The sequence below is a fragment of the Ruegeria sp. HKCCE3926 genome, assembly GCF_017872515.1.
Classification (GTDB): domain Bacteria; phylum Pseudomonadota; class Alphaproteobacteria; order Rhodobacterales; family Rhodobacteraceae; genus Ruegeria.
This window is the reverse complement of record NZ_JAEDOU010000001.1, coordinates 1001470-1017878: the sequence shown is the minus strand read 5'-3', so window position 1 is coordinate 1017878 and position 16409 is coordinate 1001470. Positions and strand designations below refer to the sequence as shown.

The following is a 16409-nucleotide window of genomic DNA, read 5'->3' as shown; positions in this document are numbered from 1 at the left end:
ATTGCCTTCGATTGCGTGTAGTAAAAAGACAGTGAAGGGGCGACTGATCCGTCGCCCCTATTTGCGTTAAACTGACGTCAGGCTCAGCTGCCCGAACCCATGGTGACTTCGTTGGAGATCGCGTCCTGAGTTTTTGCCAGTTCGGGATCGGCGACCAGGCCATAGTTGGCAAGCGGGCCCGACGGACCGGCGATTTCGTCATGGGTGAAGAACTGCGCGTATTCTTTCAGGCCCGGGATCACGCCGATATGAGCTTTCTTCACGTAGAAGAACAGCGGGCGAGAAACCGGATATTCGCCGGTCGAGATGGTTTCGGTCGACGGTGCGACACCCGACATGGTGGCAACCTTCAACTTGTCGGTGTTGTTCTCGTAGAACGCCAGACCAAACACGCCGATACCGTTGGGGTTGGTGTCGATACGCGCCAGGGTTTCGGTGTAGTCACCGTCGATATCGACCGATTTGCCGTCGGTGCGAACCGCAAGACAGGCGTCTTCAGCGTCGTCCTCGCTCATACCGCCCGCGATCATGGCTTCCATGGCGCCGGTTTCTTCACAGCCGATCAGCAGAACTTTTTCTTCGAATACTTCGCGGGTGCCGTGCTTGGTGCCCGGGATGAAGCCTGCGATTTCAACATCGGGCAGTTCCGGGTTGAACTCGGCCCAGGTGTTGTACGGGTTGTCAACGATCTGGCCGTCTTTCAGAACTTTTGCACCCAGAGCGTTGAAAATGTCGGACGGTTCGAACGCGGTAAAGGCAGGCCCGGTCTGCTGGCTTGCGAATACGATGCCGTCATAACCGATGCGGACTTCCATGATGTCGGTCACACCGTTTTCGGCACAGGCTTTGATCTCTTTTTCACGGATCGCGCGGGATGCGTTTGCAACGTCGATGGTGTTTTCGCCAACGCCTTCGCAGAACCGCTTCAGACCAGCCGACGAACCGCCGGATTCAACAACCGGAGTTGGAAAGTCTGTGTTTTCACCGAACAGTTCGGCTACGATCGAGGCATAAGGCAGAACGGTCGACGAACCGGCGATCTGAACATTGTCACGCGCCGCAGCAGTGGTCGCCGAGACGGCAGCGATAGCCAGCGCAGATGCCGACAGTTTTACAAAGGACATTTCAGTCTCCCTGAAAAGATGTGCTTGATCACCACCATGATGATCCTGCGGGGACCCCTATGGCGCGTGCGTAAGCCTTTTGTGACACATGCGTAACGGTTTTATGACAGCAGGGGTTTATTTGCGTTTTTTCCAATGAAACGCCAATGCCCCACGGGGTCAGATCAAAAGCAGACTTGCATTCCAAGCTGTTTCAACGGGGCAAAATAACCGTAAAAACAGAGCCTTTTCCCAATTCGCTTTCGACACGTAGTCTTCCACGATGGCGATTGACGATATGCTTCACGATCGCAAGGCCAAGCCCGGTTCCGCCCAGCTGCCGCGACCTGTGGCTATCGGCGCGATAGAATCGCTCTGTCAGGCGCGGCAGGTGAACGGCATCTATGCCGGGGCCTTTGTCTATGAACTGGATTCGGACCGCCGGGCCGCGCATCGCCGGATCCCTGTCCACCGGCAGGACACGTACCGTAACACTACCGCCACTGGCACCATACTTGATCCCGTTCTCGATAAGATTGGTGAAAACCTGTCGCAACTGGTCGCCGTCACCGGTGGCTGAAAGCGGGCCGTTTTTCACGTCCAGCGACAAAACCACACCGGCGTCTTCGGCAAGGGGCCTCAGCGAGTTTATCGTGGATTGAAGAAGACCGGTAAGTTCCAGCTGTTGTCTGGGTCGAACACGTTCTTCGCTTTCGACCCGGTTCAACGACAACAGATCCCCGACCAGACGGTTCATCCGGTTGGCCTCATCGGCCATGATCTTGAGGAACCGGTCACGCGCGGCGGGGTCATCCCGGGCCGGACCGCGCAAGGTTTCGATAAACCCCATCAAAGCGGTCAACGGTGTGCGCAATTCATGACTGACATTGGCCACAAAATCCCGCCGCATCTGGCTGGCGTGCTCCAGATGGGTGGTATCCTGAAACGTGACCATGACGGCCCCTTCGGAAGCGACCCCGTTCATGTATCTGCATTCAACTGCGTATGTTGTGTCCTGCGCACCGTCATTGGACAGATGACGTGCTTTCTTTGCGCTTCTGCTTGTCAGGCTTTGCTCAATCGCGTCCAGAACCTGTGGCTGTCGCAATATGGTCGCAAAATGACGTCCAACAATGTTCTGGCCCAGAAGGGACGTTGCATCTGTGTTCGCGGCAATGATCCGTTCGGTCTGATCCACCATCAGCGCCGGCAACGGGATCGCAAGAACAATGTCCTTAAGAACGTCTTCGGTCATGCGTCAAAACCCACTCATTCCGCCGCGTCAAAGCGCAGGTTTCAGGGTATCGCGGAATTTGCGCATGTTCTCCTGATAGTGCAGCGCACTGAACGTGATCCTTTGCGCCGCAGCCTCATCAAGCTGGCGTACGACCTTGCCCGGCGATCCCATGACAAGCGAATTGTCGGGGATTTCCTTGCCCTCGGTGATCAGGGCCCCTGCTCCGATCAGACAGTTCCGGCCGATCTTTGCCCCGTTCAGGACGATTGCGCCCATTCCGACCAACGTGTTTTCGCCTATGGTGCAGCCATGCAGCATCACCTTGTGGCCGATGGTGCAGTTTCGACCAATCATCAGGGGAAAACCGGCGTCGATATGCATCACGCAGTTTTCCTGAACGTTGCTGCCCTCGCCGATCCGGATTTCTTCGTGATCCGCGCGAATCGTGCAGCCGAACCAGACCGAGGCTCCCTGCTCCAGCACAACCTTCCCAATCAGATTGGCATCCGGCGCGACCCAGGTGTCGTCGTGAATGTGCGGAGCGTGCTCGCCCAAAGCGTAAACTGTCATGACAGTCCCTCGAATTCTCTCTGCAACTTGCGGACGTGCTGTTGCAACCTGGGTTGCTGAATGCGGCGCATCCGTTCCGCGCTGACGATGGTTTTCAGCTTTTCTTCGGTTGCCTCGAGGTCATCGTTGATCAGGACGTAGTCGTAATAGCCCCAGTGACTGATTTCATCCCAGCTTTTGAGCATCCGACGGGCGATGACGTCATCACTGTCCTGCCCGCGCGTTTCCAGCCGGCGGCGCAGCTCGGGGATGGACGGCGGCAGAATGAAAATCGATAACGCGTGTTTGCCCAGATCCGAATTCCGGATCTGCACTTCGCCCTGCCAATCGACGTCGAACAATACGTCCTTACCGGCATTGATCGAATTTTTGACCGGCTCGGCAGGCGAACCATAGAAGTTTCCGAATACATGGGCGTGTTCCAGCATCTGCCCATCAGCGACCTGCTGTTTGAACTCGTCCTCGGACAGGAAGAAATACTCGCGCCCATGCTCTTCCCCGGGGCGCGGGGCACGGGTCGTCGCCGAGATCGAGAATTCCAGATCCGTATCCCAGGCCATCAGCCGTCTGGCCAGGGTCGATTTGCCCGCTCCGGACGGAGAAGACAGGATGATTAGTAGGCCTCGGCGGTCCGCCATGTCAGTCGTTCCCATTCTTACTCCACATTCTGCACTTGCTCGCGCATCTGATCGATCACCGCTTTCAGTTCCAGCCCGACCGATGTCAGGTCCGAGCTTTGCGCCTTGGAACACAGCGTGTTGGCTTCGCGATTGAACTCTTGCATCAGAAAATCCAGCTTGCGGCCCACGGCCCCTTCCTGTGCCAACAACTCACGAGCGGCCCCTACATGCGCGGTCAGGCGATCGATTTCTTCGGTGATATCCGCCTTGACCGCGATCATCGCCAGCTCTTGCGCGACACGATCGGGATCCGCGCCCTGCGCATTCTCCAGCACCCGCGCGAGATTCTCGCGCAGCCCCTCGGTCATCTTGTCTTTGCGTTGCTCGGCAATCTCTGCGGCCTGCGCCGTCAGTTCCGCGACCTGATCCAGTTGCGTGTTCAAGACCGCGGCCAAAGCTGCCCCTTCGGTTTTGCGCATATCTATGAACGCCGCCAGAAGATCTTTGAATTCGGACGTCAGATGAGCAACAAGCGGAGCCGGATCGTCGGCCTCAGTTCCTGCGTCCATCATCCCCTTGAGCGCCAAAAGATCTGACGCACGCGACGGCGCAAGCGTGATGCCGCGCGCAGCTGCCAGCGCTTCCGTTCGCTCAAGAGCCGTCAGGGCCGCAGCCATCGCGGTTTCGTTCAAGGCCAGTTCCGGGGCAGAATCCTCGCGGTGCAAGCGCATCGACAGGGTCACGTTTCCCCGGCTCAGGGATTTGGACAGGGACGCCCGGAACGCGACTTCGAGACCGGTCAACCAATCGGGCACGCGCAGACGCATGTCCAGCCCCTTACCGTTTACGCTGCGAAGTTCCCACGACCAGCTGTGCGGGCCAAAAGTTCCCTTCCCCGAGGCAAACCCGGTCATGGATCTGATCATGATGGCCCTTTCCTGTTCCCCAGCTGTTTCGAGCATGTGCGCACCTAATGCCATTGACTGGTGCAGAGCAAGAGTTTGCTGAAGACGCATTTGTTTGGCGCAAGTTAACCATTCGTTAAAGAATTGCTCCAAAATTGAATTAACCCGAGTCAAAATACCCTTAGCAATGGTTTGCGGGCCGTAGATGCTTCCATTGTGTTGCATTTTATGAAAAAGGCGGCCAATTGACGGTAGGGTGATGAAAATGAAAACCTTTTTCGGGATAGGTTCCGGGTCAGAATTTGGAAAGATCGTCGCAATGGATCGCTTTGACAGTGGGCGCAGCCTATCGCCGATCCGCCAGGCCGAGGCGTATTGGACCGCATTGTTGAGCGGCGACAGCGTGCCGATGCGGTCTCAAATCGACCCGCGCGGTCTTGAGAATGTTCTTGAATATACTTTCATCCTGGAACGCATCGCACCCGGCCTGGCCCGTTTTCGTCTGGCAGGCAGCCATCTGAACGCGCTTGCAGGGATGGAAGTGCGGGGGATGCCGTTGACCGCGTTCTTTCAACCCGATGCCCGCGCGCAGACCAAGGATGTACTGGAACAGGTATTTGCGTCCCCTGCTGTTGCCGAATTGAGTCTGAACTCGGACGGGGTGTTGGGACGTACCCGGATGCAGGCCCGGATGATCCTTCTGCCGCTGAAAAGTGACCTTGGGGATGTCAGCCGTATTTTGGGGGTCATGATCGCCGATGGCGCAATCGGCAAGACACCGCGCCGGTTTTCACTGACCGATACGCGGATCAAACCGGTTTCTGAAATTCAGGTTCCCGCGCCCACACTGCGCCGCCCTGTGGAAGGTTTTGCCGAGGAACAACGCGAACTCAAGCGCTCTGCCGGCCATCTACATCTGGTGGTGTCTCGCGACGATTGAGACCCGCCAATTGCCTTGATCAGAAACAGCGGGCCGATGGCCCGCTGTTGTCAGTGTTTCGGATGCGCTCAGCTTACCGCGCGTTTCGAGCCGTTGCGACGCAGGTTGGTCAGCTCTTCCGCCACCAGGAACGCAAGTTCCAGCGACTGCGATGCGTTCAAGCGCGGATCGCAGGCGGTGTGGTAGCGGTCCGACAGGTCTTCTTCGGTCACGGCACGTACACCGCCGGTGCATTCGGTCACATCCAGCCCGGTCATTTCGAAATGCACACCGCCGGGGATGGTTCCCTCGGCCTGATGCACTCCGAAAAAGTCACGCACCTCGCGCAGAACAGAATCAAACGGGCGGGTTTTATAGCCCGTGGCCGATTTGATCGTGTTTCCGTGCATGGGGTCGCAGACCCAGGTGACCTTGGCGCCCTCTTCCTTGACCGCCTTGATCAGACGCGGCAGATGCTCGCCCGCTTTGCCCGCGCCGAAGCGCGCGATCAGGGTCAGCCGCCCCTCTTCGTTGTCCGGGTTCAGCTTTGACATCAGAACCTTGAGGTCCTCGGCCGTAGTGGTTGGGCCGCATTTCAGACCTATCGGGTTCAGTACCCCGCGGCAGAACTCGACATGCGCGCCGTCGGGCTGACGGGTGCGGTCGCCGATCCAGATCATGTGACCGGAGCCAGCCAGCCAGTTGCCCGAGGTGGAATCCAGTCGCGTCAGTGCCTCTTCGTATTCCAGCAACAGCCCTTCGTGGCTGGTGTAGAATTCGACTGTCGAGAATTCATGGGTTGTTTCCGCAGTGATTCCAGCGGCTTCCATGAAGTCGATGGTGTCCTGAATACGATCGGCAACCTCGGAATATTTCTGAACGTCCTGTTCATCCGCGAAACCCAAAGTCCAGGCATGCACGCGGCTCATATCCGCGAAGCCGCCGGTTGAGAACGCCCGCAGCAGGTTCAGTGTCGCCGCCGCCTGCGTGTAGGCCTGCAACATCTTGTTGGGATTCGGAATCCGGGCTTCGGGCGTGAAGGCCAATTCGTTGATGATGTCGCCGCGGTAGCTTGGCAGTTCCACACCATTCACGACTTCGGTCGGGGCACTGCGTGGTTTGGCAAATTGCCCGGCCATACGACCGACTTTGACCACTGGCACCTTGGCGCCATAAGTCAAAACCATCGCCATTTGCAGCATCACCTTGAAAGTGTCACGGATCGCATCAGCGCTGAATTGTTCAAAGCTTTCAGCGCAATCCCCACCTTGCAGAAGGAAGGCCTCGCCGCGCCCGGCGGCACCCAGATGCTGTTTGAGACGCCGCGCCTCGCCTGCAAAGACCAGCGGGGGATACTTTGAAAGCTGAGCCTCGACCTTGGCCAGCGCGGCCGCGTCGGTATAATCTGGCATCTGAACCCGGGGCTTGTTGCGCCAGTTCGATTTTTGCCATTCGGTCATAGCTTTGATCTCCGCTGAAGTTTTCAGGTGGTCTCTATACAAAATGCAATGAAGAGTGACCATATCCCATTTGCGCCTCTTGACGACGCAAACAAGCTTTGATCATGGTGGCTGTCAAATCTGCGGCTGGATAATCACACGTCCAGCAGCGAAGCAAGGACATCTCGCCATGCAAGAGCAACGCCAAGTTGTCACGGTGGAAGACACTGCGGCCCCACCCCGGAATTTCGTGTTTGTCCTTTTGGACAAATTCTCGCTTCTGTCTTTTGCTTCGGCGCTTGACAGTCTGCGCATCGCCAACCGCATGGCGAACAGACAGCTTTACACCTGGAAGCTGATAGGAGAAGGCGGAGAAACGGTAACCTGCTCGGCCGGGACCGAGTTCAGTCTTGACAGTGATCTGGTGGAGTTGCAGCGAGATGACGTTGTTCTGATTTGCGGTGGCGTGGACGTTCAAGCGGCCACCACCAAGCGCGTGCTGAACTGGCTGCGGCGTGAAGCGCGAAGGGGATTGCGGATCGGTGGCCTCTGCACTGCGGCCTATACTCTGGCAAAGGCCGGGTTGATGGACAATAAGAAGGCAACGATCCATTGGGAGAACTCTGACAGTTTCATCGAAGAGTTCGACGAGGTCAAACTGACCAAAGCCGTCTTTCAGATCGATGGAAGTCGCATGACGACTGCGGGCGGCACCTCGTCGATTGACCTTATGCTCAAACTGATTGCAGATGACTATGGCGAGGATCTGGCCAACGCGGTGGCGGATCAGATGATCTATTCCTCGATTCGAACCGACCAGGACACGCAGCGTTTGTCAACTCCGACCCGAATCGGTGTGCGGCATCCGAAGTTGAGCCAGGTTATACTGATGATGGAAAAGAACATCGAAGAACCGATCTCGCCCTCGATCCTTGCCAAGGAAGTGGGTATGTCAACCCGCCAGCTGGAGCGTCTGTTCCGCCGGTATCTCAGCCGTTCCCCCAAGCGCTATTACATGGAACTGCGCCTGCACAAAGCCCGCAACCTGCTGATGCAGACCGATATGAGCGTCATCAACGTGGCGCTGGCCTGTGGTTTCGCCTCGCCCAGCCATTTTTCAAAATGCTACCGGGCGCATTACAACACCACGCCCTATCGCGAACGTGGTGCGCAAAGTGGAAGACTGTCAGTCTAAGGTCCAGCGTCAAAGCTCTTTGACGAAATAGTGCAAGTACGGTCGGAGCATGGGCTGATCTTTGTAGGTTGTTGTCTCGATCGGAGAGTCCAGTTCCACAAACCCGAGCTTGGGATACAAAGATCTCATTTCCACATTTGGGGTGAGTGTATCTGCGATCAACCGCTTCAGCCCCATAGCTCTGGCGGCTTGTTCTCGTGCTTGAATCAATGCGCGCCCCACTCCGGTGCCCCGAGCGTCTTCGGTTACAAATACACGTTTCAACTCGCCGGTAGACTGATCAAACCGTTTCATCATTCCACACCCCACGATTTTGCCACCGTGGTTTCTTGCGACGATCAGGCATCCGTTCGGAGGCATGTAGTCATCCGTGTTCGCCCAGAATTCCTCCAGTGCGCTTTGCGGCGCGGAAGGATCCAATTCGAACCCCATACCCTGCATTCTTTGAGCGATAAGAGCATAATATTGCTCCAAAATCATATTCAGCTCGGTTCTTGGCGGGATACTTGTGCACAATTCAATGTCGAAATCACTCATTAATATCCCCTTAACCGTGTAACCTGTTGGACAGAGTGACTGCGACGATGGAAACGCGCAAATGGAATTGAAAAGTCTGCTGGCATGCTTCGTATGTCACTGTTTGACAGACATCCTGTAAACCGCGCCCTGCCCGACTGAAATGAACCAGATCGCCCCATCCGGGGCCTGCACGATGTCACGGACCCGTTCGGTCTCGGGGCCCTTGATCTGCTCGACCTCGCGCAGCGGATCTTCGGACAGCCGCGCGATATAGTCGAATTTCAGCGAGCCCACGAAAATGTCGCCCCGCCATTCTGGAAACATGTCGCCGGAATAGACCATCAACCCCGACGGCGCGATCGACGGGTCCCAGTACAGGCGCGGCTGTTCCATACCGGGCTTGCTGGTGCCCTCGCCGATCTTCTCTCCGGAATAATGTGTGCCGTAAGAGATAACCGGCCAGCCGTAATTGGCGCCGGGTTTGACAAGGTTCACCTCGTCACCGCCGCGCGCACCGTGTTCCGACACCCAAAATCGGCCGCGCGTATCCAAATCGGCCCCCTGTGGGTTGCGGTGCCCATAGGTCCAAATTTCAGGTCGGATATCTGCCTGCCCGATGAAAGGATTGTCTGAAGGCACCGAGCCGTCGCGGTTGATACGGATCACGGAACCCATGGCGTTCGAGCGATCCTGCGCCTGTGGCGCATCCCCTCGATCTCCGATGGTTACAAAAAGAGTGCTGTCATTGGCTTCTACAACGCGTGAGCCGAAATGCCGCCCGCCTGATCCGCCGGGGGAAGCCTCGAAAATGACCCGCATATTCGTCAGGCGCGTGCCGTTTTCGGACAGGCGCGCCACCGCGACAGCCGTGCCCGCGCCACCCTTTTGCGGTTTTGAAAAGGTCAGAAAGACCTCGCGGCTTTGATTGAAATCGCGCGGGATCGTAACGTCCAGCAATCCGCCCTGCCCCGAAGCTGCGACTTTGGGAACGCCGGATATGGCATTCGCCTCTCCGCCCTGAACATACAACAGGTTTCCATCGCGTTCGGTGACAAGAAAACTGCCGTCAGGCAAGATGCCGACGGCCCAGGGCGTATCCAGCCCACCTGCCATTTCGGTGAGTTCAATTTTCCCGACCGAGGTCGACAACGCCTGTGCCAAGGCGCTTTCACTGTAAATAGTGAAGAACAGAATCGCGGCAGCTCTGAGCATGTTGACACTTCTCCGGACAATCTTAGGCAAACCCTAACAAAACAGATAGATTTCCGATCGATAAAAACACGATTGCGTTAGGACTTTTCTTTTCCGGGCAGCTTGCCTAGGTTCGTGGCCAGAACGAATACGTTCACAATAGGGAGTAACCATATGAAAAAGCTGCTTACAGCAACTGCAGCATCCGCTTTGCTGGCCGGACCTGCGCTGGCCGAAGACATTACGCTTGGTGTTTTGTTCGGATTCACCGGCCCAATTGAATCGCTGGCACCCGCAATGGGTTCGGGCGCTGAATTGGCGATGGCGGAAGTGACCGAATCCGGAAAACTGCTGGATGGATCCAAAGTGACCGCATCGCGCGCCGACACCGGCTGCATTGATAACGGTCTGGCCACTTCGAACGGCGAACGCATGATTGCCGACGGTGTTGCCGGCATCATCGGCGGCGATTGCTCGGGCGTGACCGGCGCGATCCTTCAGAATGTCGCGATTCCGAATGGCATGGTCATGATCTCGCCCTCGGCGACCTCGCCGGGCCTGTCGACCATGGAAGACAACGGCCTGTTCTTCCGGACCGCGCCATCAGATGCGCGCGAAGGCCAGGTGATGGCGGATATCCTGAAGGATCGCGGCATCAACTCGATCGCTCTGACCTATACCAACAACGACTACGGCAAGGGTCTGGCGGACGCGATCCAAACCTCTTTCGAGGCAGCAGGTGGTGAAGTGACCATCGTTGCAGCGCATGAGGATGGCAAGGCCGACTATTCGGCCGAAGTTGGTGCTCTGGCCTCGGCCGGTGGCGACATTCTGGTTGTTGCGGGCTATCTGGATCAGGGCGGTCTGGGGATCATCCAGTCGGCGCTGGACAGCGGTGCGTTTGACACCTTTGGCCTGCCCGGCGGCATGATCGGTGACTCGCTGCCGGCCAATGTCGGCCCCGACCTGAACGGTTCGTTCGGTCAGATCGCCGGTTCGGGCGGTGAAGGCGCCGAAAAGTACTTCGCCATGGCCGAAGCCGCAGGGTTCGACGGTTCGTCGCCCTATTCGCCCGAATCCTATGACGCTGCTGCTCTGTTCATGCTGGCCATGCAGGCTGCCGGATCGACCAATCCGGCCGACTATGGCGGCAAGATCATGGACGTCGCCAACGCTCCGGGCGAAAAGATCTATCCCGGCGAACTGGCCAAGGGTCTGGAATTGCTGGCAAACGGTCAGGACATCGACTATGTCGGTGCGTCCGGTGTCGAGCTGATCGGCCCCGGCGAAAGCGCGGGGTCCTATCGTGAGATCGAAGTGACCGACGGTGAAAACAAGACCGTCAACTTCCGTTGATTGATCGCCAAAAGCCATGAATGCAAGCAGCCCGGGCCTTGTGTCCGGGCTGTTTCAATGAAAAAAGACCGCACCCGGCAAACGGGGTCGAGACAACAGCGCCGAACAGGCGGCAAGGGGAAAAGATGATCGTCGTCGAGGACGTGCACAAGCATTTCGGCGGATTTCATGCGGTGGACGGGGCATCGCTGGAAATCCAGAAAGGGTCGATCACCGGCCTGATCGGGCCCAACGGGGCAGGAAAAACCACTCTGTTCAATGTGATCGCAGGTGTTTTGCCGCCGACCAGCGGCAAGGTGGTGATGGACGGCGAGGATATCACCGGTCTGCCCCCTCATGAGCTGTTCCACAAGGGGCTGTTGCGCACGTTTCAGATTGCACATGAATTCCCGTCGATGACCTGCCGCGAAAACCTGATGATGGTGCCCGGTGCGCAATCAGGTGAGTCGCTGTGGAACACGTGGTTTGGCCGCAAACGCATCGCTGATGAAGAACGCGCGCTGAAGGCCAAGGCCGATGAGGTGCTGGAGTTTCTGACGATTGAACATCTGGCCGATCACAAGGCGGGTCAGGTCTCGGGTGGTCAGAAAAAGCTGCTGGAGCTGGGCCGCACGATGATGGTGGACGCCAAGATCGTGTTTCTGGACGAGGTCGGCGCGGGTGTGAACCGCACCCTGTTGATGACTATTGCCGACACGATCCTGCGTCTGAACAAGGAGCGTGGATACACCTTCGTCGTCATCGAGCACGACATGGATTTCATCGGCAAGATCTGTGATCCGGTCATCTGCATGGCCGAAGGCAAGGTACTGGCCGAGGGTACCTTGGACGAGATCAAGGCGAACGAGCACGTGATCGAAGCTTATCTGGGCACCGGCCTGAAGAACAAAGACAAACTGGAGGCAGGCGCGTGAGCGACAACCCCTATCAGGATGAAAAGGGCAACAAGGACGCCTCGATCACCAATCCGCATGGTGTCGGCACCATGACCCCGGCCCATCGCAAAAGTGGTGCGACGCATAAGGTCGAAGGCGGCCCGTTTCTGATCGGCGACACCATGACGGGTGGTTACGGCAAAGGGCCGGACATTCTGCATGATTGCACCATCGCCGTGGACAAGGGTGAAATCGCAGTCATCGTCGGCCCAAACGGTGCGGGCAAGTCGACGGCGATGAAAGCTGTGTTCGGGATGCTGGATGTCCGTTCAGGGTCCGTGCGTCTGGATGGCGAGGATATCACCAACCTCTCCCCGCAGGACCGGGTCATGCGTGGCATGGGTTTCGTGCCGCAGACACAGAACATCTTTACCTCGATGACGGTGGAAGAGAACCTGGAAATGGGTGCCTTCATCCGCCGCGACGACATCAGCCAGACGATGGAGCAGGTCTATGACCTCTTCCCGATCCTCCGCGACAAGCGCAATCAGGCCGCCGGAGAGTTGTCGGGCGGACAACGCCAACAGGTCGCAGTTGGCCGCGCGCTGATGACCCAGCCCAAGGTGCTGATGCTCGACGAACCCACGGCAGGCGTTTCGCCGATCGTGATGGATGAACTGTTCGACCGGATTATCGAAGTGTCCCGCACCGGCCTGCCGATCCTGATGGTCGAACAGAACGCCCGCCAGGCTCTGGAGATTGCCGACAAGGGGTACGTTCTAGTTCAGGGGCGCAATGCCTATACCGGCACGGGCAAGGAACTGCTGGCCGATCCGGAGGTTCGGAAGAGCTTCTTGGGGGGGTGAGTAAGGTGTTTACTCTTCAAAGACTGAAACACGCTGCTATTTTGACTGCCGCTGGGCTAAGCCTGACAGACATGGCCTATGCCGAAGTCATTCCCCAGAGCTATTGCCGTGTGAAAATGTGTGAAGTTCGCGCACACTGCATCTCGAACGAATGTGATGCCGTCGAGTGTCTAGAAGGCAGCTTTACTATGGAGCTTTCTTCTATCGGTAACCAGTTGAACACTTTTGCCGTCGGACCAGACAAGGACTCCAAAATTCCAATGGCCGGGTTTGAGTTCGACTCAGAGCTTTCGACAGATGGCGACCTAGTTGCAAGCCGAACTAATGATGAAGAAATAGCCTTCATTCAGGTCGAGCTAAACAAGGGGCAACTAACCGACGTAACGATCACAACCCAAACTAGAGGTTCGCTGGTCCAAATCTCTGTGCTTCACGGCCACTGCGGAGAAGACAACTAAAGGACTTCCTCAACGCCCTTGTGGCGCTCTCCAACGTCGTCTTTGTTCCCGCAAACGCCAGAGCCCGAGCTTTCTGACAAGACATTTCGACTTTTTGCTATATGCAAAGTTCACCGGACTTTACCCACCTTCCCAAGATTTCCACGCCTCGGCTGCAATCCGGTCACATTGTGCATTTAGCGGGCGTGAATGAAGGAAACGGTTTCTCGGGATTGCACAGGCTTTCTCCACGAAGCAAACGAACCTTCTGAATGAAAAACACTATTCAGGACAAAACATGAAAAAATGGATGTGTGTGGCCATTGCCACCTTGTGCGCGACCGCCGCAATTGCGGAAGAACGCCACTTCGTCTGCATTTCGGATCGTGACGGCAGCGAAGTGCGCCTCAACCGGGCACCGGAAGGAGACAAGGGTAACATCGAAACTGCGAATGTTTCTGGCGACGCGATGGTGTTCAAAGGCGTTGGTAACATGACGTTTGTCCATATTGAGGGCGAAGATGTCATGACCTTTGTCGTGCATTATGACGACATGTCCTTTGACCTCTCGGTCAAGGGTCCCCACGCGGGAACCGATCACGGCACCTGCACCGAGACGGACGCCTGATCCCGCTTCTTTCCATCTCAGTCACCCACCGGAATTGGCCGGTGCGTGACTGAGCCAGGCCAAAATTGAATAGTCTTGCCTGCTTCCGGTTTTCTCGTGGCTTTTTTTCACAACCAGCAGAAAAATATGACGCAAAACAGCGCAGGAAACATTGTGCCTGCGCGGACCGTCATGCCATAAGACCGCACCCGGACAGTGAGAATAAATAATGGATCTACTCAACGCGCTTGTTGCGCTTGCGAATTTTGTGTTGGTGCCTGCGGTCGCTTATGGAAGTCAACTGGCGTTGGGCGCGCTTGGCGTGACCCTGATCTACGGCATTCTGCGATTTTCGAACTTTGCCCATGGCGACACAATGGCCTTTGGCGCGATGATCGCCGTGCTGGTCACATGGGGGTTGCAGGCCGCCGGGATCAGCTTTGGACCGCTGCCAACCGCCCTGCTCGCCCTGCCCTTTGCCATACTGGGCTGTATCGTGCTGGTGCTGATCACCGACAGGCTGGTCTACAAATTCTACCGTGACCAAAAGGCGAAGCCCGTTATTCTGGTGATCGTTTCCATGGGCGTGATGTTCATCATGAACGGCCTTGTCCGGTTTATCATCGGGCCAGACGACCAAAGGTTCTCGGATGGGGCTCGGTTCATTGTTTCGGCGCGCGATTTCAAGGCGATGACCGGTCTGCGCGAGGGTCTGGCCATCAAGACGTCGCAAGGTATCACGGTGATCGTGGCCGTTGTTGCCGTGGCGCTGCTGTTCTGGTTTCTGAACAAGACGCGCACAGGCAAGTCGATGCGGGCCTATTCGGACAACGAGGATCTGGCGCTGCTGTCAGGCATCAACCCGGAACGTGTGGTGATGATCACATGGATCATCGTTGCGGCGCTGGCCACAACTGCCGGCGTACTTTATGGGCTGGACAAAAGCTTCAAACCCTTCGTCTATTTCCAGCTTCTGCTGCCGATCTTTGCCTCGGCCATCGTGGGTGGTTTGGGCAATCCTCTGGGCGCCATCGCAGGCGGGTTTATCATCGCGTTTTCCGAAGTGACGATAACATACGCCTGGAAGAAGGTGCTGACCTATCTTGCGCCGGAAAACCTTGAGCCGTCAGGATTGGTGCAACTCCTCTCGACCGATTACAAATTCGCCGTCAGCTTTGTCATCCTGCTGATCGTGCTTCTGTTCAAGCCCACGGGCCTTTTCAAGGGGAAAGCAGTATGACCGACGCTGTCAAAAATACGCTGCTCTTCGCAATTGTCGGCGGCCTAGTCCTGTTGACCGGTTTCACGCAAAGCTGGAACACCGCGATCCTGATCCTGAATATGGGGCTGATTTCCGCCATCATGGCGATCGGTGTAAACCTGCAATGGGGTTTTGCCGGTCTGTTCAATGTGGGCGTGATGGGCTTTGTCGCTCTGGGCGGTCTGGCCGTCGTACTGGTTTCAACGCCGCCCACGCCCGGTGCCTGGGCTGCCGGAGGTTATGGCATCGTTCTGTCTTTGCTGCTGGGTGCCGCGACAGTGGTTGCCGCCGTTCTGGTGGCAACGAAACTGCCGAAAGGCCGTGTGCAAACCCTGACGATCATCGCCGTTCTTGTCGTGGGCTTTTTTGTCTATCGCGCGGTGTTCGATCCCAGCATTGCGGCGGTCGAGGCCATCGACCCGGCGATTGCCGGCAATATTGGCGGTTTGAATCTGCCGGTTCTGCTGGCCTGGCCGGCCGGTGGTTTGCTGGCGGCGGGTGCTGCGTGGCTGATCGGTAAAACGGCGCTGGGCCTTCGCTCGGATTATCTGGCGATTGCCACATTGGGTATCGCCGAAATCATTATCGCGGTCATGAAAAACGAAGACTGGCTGGCCCGGGGCGTCAAGAATGTCTACGGCATCCCACGCCCGTCCCCTGTTGTGGGCTACGAAGTGGATTTGCAGAACGACCCGGCCTTTCTGGCGCGGGCCGAATGGTTGGGGTTGGACCCCGTCACCGCATCCACCCTTTCGGTCAAACTCGGTTATTCGCTGCTGTTCCTGATTGTGCTTCTGGTTCTACTCTGGATGGCTCAGATGGCGCTGAAAAGCCCGTGGGGCCGGATGATGCGCGCAATCCGTGACAATGAAGTGGCGGCTGAGGCCATGGGCAAGGATGTCACCCGTCGTCATCTGCAAATATTCGTACTGGGTTCGGCTGTTTGCGGTATCGCGGGTGCGATGATGACAACGCTGGACGGCCAGTTGACGCCAAGCGCGTATCAACCGCTGCGCTTTACCTTTCTGGTCTGGGTGATGGTGATCGTGGGTGGTTCGGGCAACAACTTCGGGGCCGTTCTGGGCGCATTCCTCATCTGGTTCCTGTGGGTTCAGGTTGAACCGATCGGCTTGTGGCTGATGAATGTCATTACCGCCGGCTTGCCGGACGGAAGTGCATTGAAAGTCCACCTGTTGGACAGCGCCGCACATATGCGTCTGTTCACGATGGGTCTGATCCTGTTGATTGTTCTCAGATTCAGCCCAAGAGGGCTGATCCCAGAGAAATAGATCGCTTCCACCTTCAATAT

17 protein-coding genes are annotated in these 16409 nt (G+C 57.0%); 9 read left to right on the top strand and 8 right to left on the bottom strand.

Annotation, left to right across the window (positions count from 1 at the left end):
- Window positions 1–83: 83 nt before the first annotated feature.
- From I9184_RS05150 to I9184_RS05130, 5 genes are all read right to left on the bottom strand, one after another.
- Window positions 84–1124: a substrate-binding domain-containing protein gene (locus tag I9184_RS05150; RefSeq protein ID WP_171632468.1), complete on the bottom strand. Its 1041-nt coding sequence runs from the start codon at window positions 1122–1124 to the stop codon at window positions 84–86.
- A gap of 193 nt (window positions 1125–1317) precedes the next feature.
- Window positions 1318–2358 carry an ATP-binding protein gene (locus I9184_RS05145; RefSeq protein WP_171632465.1) on the bottom strand — a complete coding sequence of 347 codons (1041 nt, stop codon included), beginning with the start codon at window positions 2356–2358 and terminating at the stop codon, window positions 1318–1320.
- Between the two features lie 27 nt (window positions 2359–2385).
- Window positions 2386–2910, bottom strand: coding sequence for a gamma carbonic anhydrase family protein (locus I9184_RS05140; protein WP_171632463.1), 525 nt, complete (start codon window positions 2908–2910; stop codon window positions 2386–2388).
- Window positions 2907–3548, bottom strand: a complete 642-nt coding sequence (gene gmk, locus I9184_RS05135; protein ID WP_152457986.1) for a guanylate kinase — start codon at window positions 3546–3548, stop codon at window positions 2907–2909. Before gmk ends, I9184_RS05140 begins: the two co-directional genes overlap by 4 nt.
- A gap of 17 nt (window positions 3549–3565) precedes the next feature.
- Window positions 3566–4456: a YicC/YloC family endoribonuclease gene (locus tag I9184_RS05130; RefSeq protein WP_209833138.1), complete on the bottom strand. Its 891-nt coding sequence runs from the start codon at window positions 4454–4456 to the stop codon at window positions 3566–3568.
- 244 nt (window positions 4457–4700) lie between these two features.
- On the opposite strand from I9184_RS05130, the gene I9184_RS05125 reads away from it, so the two are divergent.
- The gene (locus tag I9184_RS05125) at window positions 4701–5375 is read left to right on the top strand and encodes a PAS domain-containing protein (protein WP_171632459.1); all 675 of its coding nucleotides are present in this window, start codon (window positions 4701–4703) and stop codon (window positions 5373–5375) included.
- A 68-nt stretch (window positions 5376–5443) separates the two neighbouring features.
- Here I9184_RS05125 and I9184_RS05120 read toward each other — a convergent pair whose 3' ends face one another.
- Entirely contained in the window at window positions 5444–6814 is a 1371-nt protein-coding gene (locus tag I9184_RS05120) for a 3-deoxy-7-phosphoheptulonate synthase class II (protein WP_171115908.1), read from the bottom strand.
- A 169-nt stretch (window positions 6815–6983) separates the two neighbouring features.
- Between I9184_RS05120 and I9184_RS05115 the strand changes: the two genes are divergently transcribed.
- Window positions 6984–7988 (top strand): GlxA family transcriptional regulator, encoded by a 1005-nt coding sequence (locus I9184_RS05115; RefSeq protein WP_171632453.1) that lies wholly within the window; start codon window positions 6984–6986, stop codon window positions 7986–7988.
- 9 nt (window positions 7989–7997) lie between these two features.
- Here the strand turns inward: I9184_RS05115 and I9184_RS05110 are convergent, their stop codons facing one another.
- Both I9184_RS05110 and I9184_RS05105 read right to left on the bottom strand, forming a co-directional pair.
- Window positions 7998–8525, bottom strand: a complete 528-nt coding sequence (locus I9184_RS05110; protein WP_209833136.1) for a GNAT family N-acetyltransferase — start codon at window positions 8523–8525, stop codon at window positions 7998–8000.
- A 96-nt stretch (window positions 8526–8621) separates the two neighbouring features.
- Window positions 8622–9719, bottom strand: a complete 1098-nt coding sequence (locus tag I9184_RS05105; RefSeq protein WP_209833134.1) for a PQQ-dependent sugar dehydrogenase — start codon at window positions 9717–9719, stop codon at window positions 8622–8624.
- 153 nt (window positions 9720–9872) lie between these two features.
- Between I9184_RS05105 and I9184_RS05100 the strand changes: the two genes are divergently transcribed.
- From I9184_RS05100 to I9184_RS05070, 7 genes are all read left to right on the top strand, one after another.
- Window positions 9873–11054 carry an ABC transporter substrate-binding protein gene (locus I9184_RS05100; protein WP_152457993.1) on the top strand — a complete coding sequence of 394 codons (1182 nt, stop codon included), beginning with the start codon at window positions 9873–9875 and terminating at the stop codon, window positions 11052–11054.
- Window positions 11055–11179: 125 nt separating this feature from the next.
- On the top strand, window positions 11180–11968 hold the full coding sequence (locus I9184_RS05095) for an ABC transporter ATP-binding protein (protein WP_152457994.1): 789 nt from the start codon (window positions 11180–11182) through the stop codon (window positions 11966–11968).
- Entirely contained in the window at window positions 11965–12795 is an 831-nt protein-coding gene (locus I9184_RS05090; RefSeq protein WP_209833132.1) for an ABC transporter ATP-binding protein, read from the top strand. Before I9184_RS05095 ends, I9184_RS05090 begins: the two co-directional genes overlap by 4 nt.
- A gap of 5 nt (window positions 12796–12800) precedes the next feature.
- Complete coding sequence (locus tag I9184_RS05085) at window positions 12801–13253, top strand: hypothetical protein (RefSeq protein ID WP_209833130.1); 453 nt, start codon at window positions 12801–12803, stop codon at window positions 13251–13253.
- 277 nt (window positions 13254–13530) lie between these two features.
- The gene (locus I9184_RS05080; RefSeq protein WP_209833128.1) at window positions 13531–13860 is read left to right on the top strand and encodes a hypothetical protein; all 330 of its coding nucleotides are present in this window, start codon (window positions 13531–13533) and stop codon (window positions 13858–13860) included.
- A 208-nt stretch (window positions 13861–14068) separates the two neighbouring features.
- Window positions 14069–15079, top strand: coding sequence for a branched-chain amino acid ABC transporter permease (locus I9184_RS05075; protein WP_209833126.1), 1011 nt, complete (start codon window positions 14069–14071; stop codon window positions 15077–15079).
- Window positions 15076–16389 (top strand): branched-chain amino acid ABC transporter permease, encoded by a 1314-nt coding sequence (locus tag I9184_RS05070; RefSeq protein ID WP_209833124.1) that lies wholly within the window; start codon window positions 15076–15078, stop codon window positions 16387–16389. Before I9184_RS05075 ends, I9184_RS05070 begins: the two co-directional genes overlap by 4 nt.
- Window positions 16390–16409: the final 20 nt, after the last annotated feature.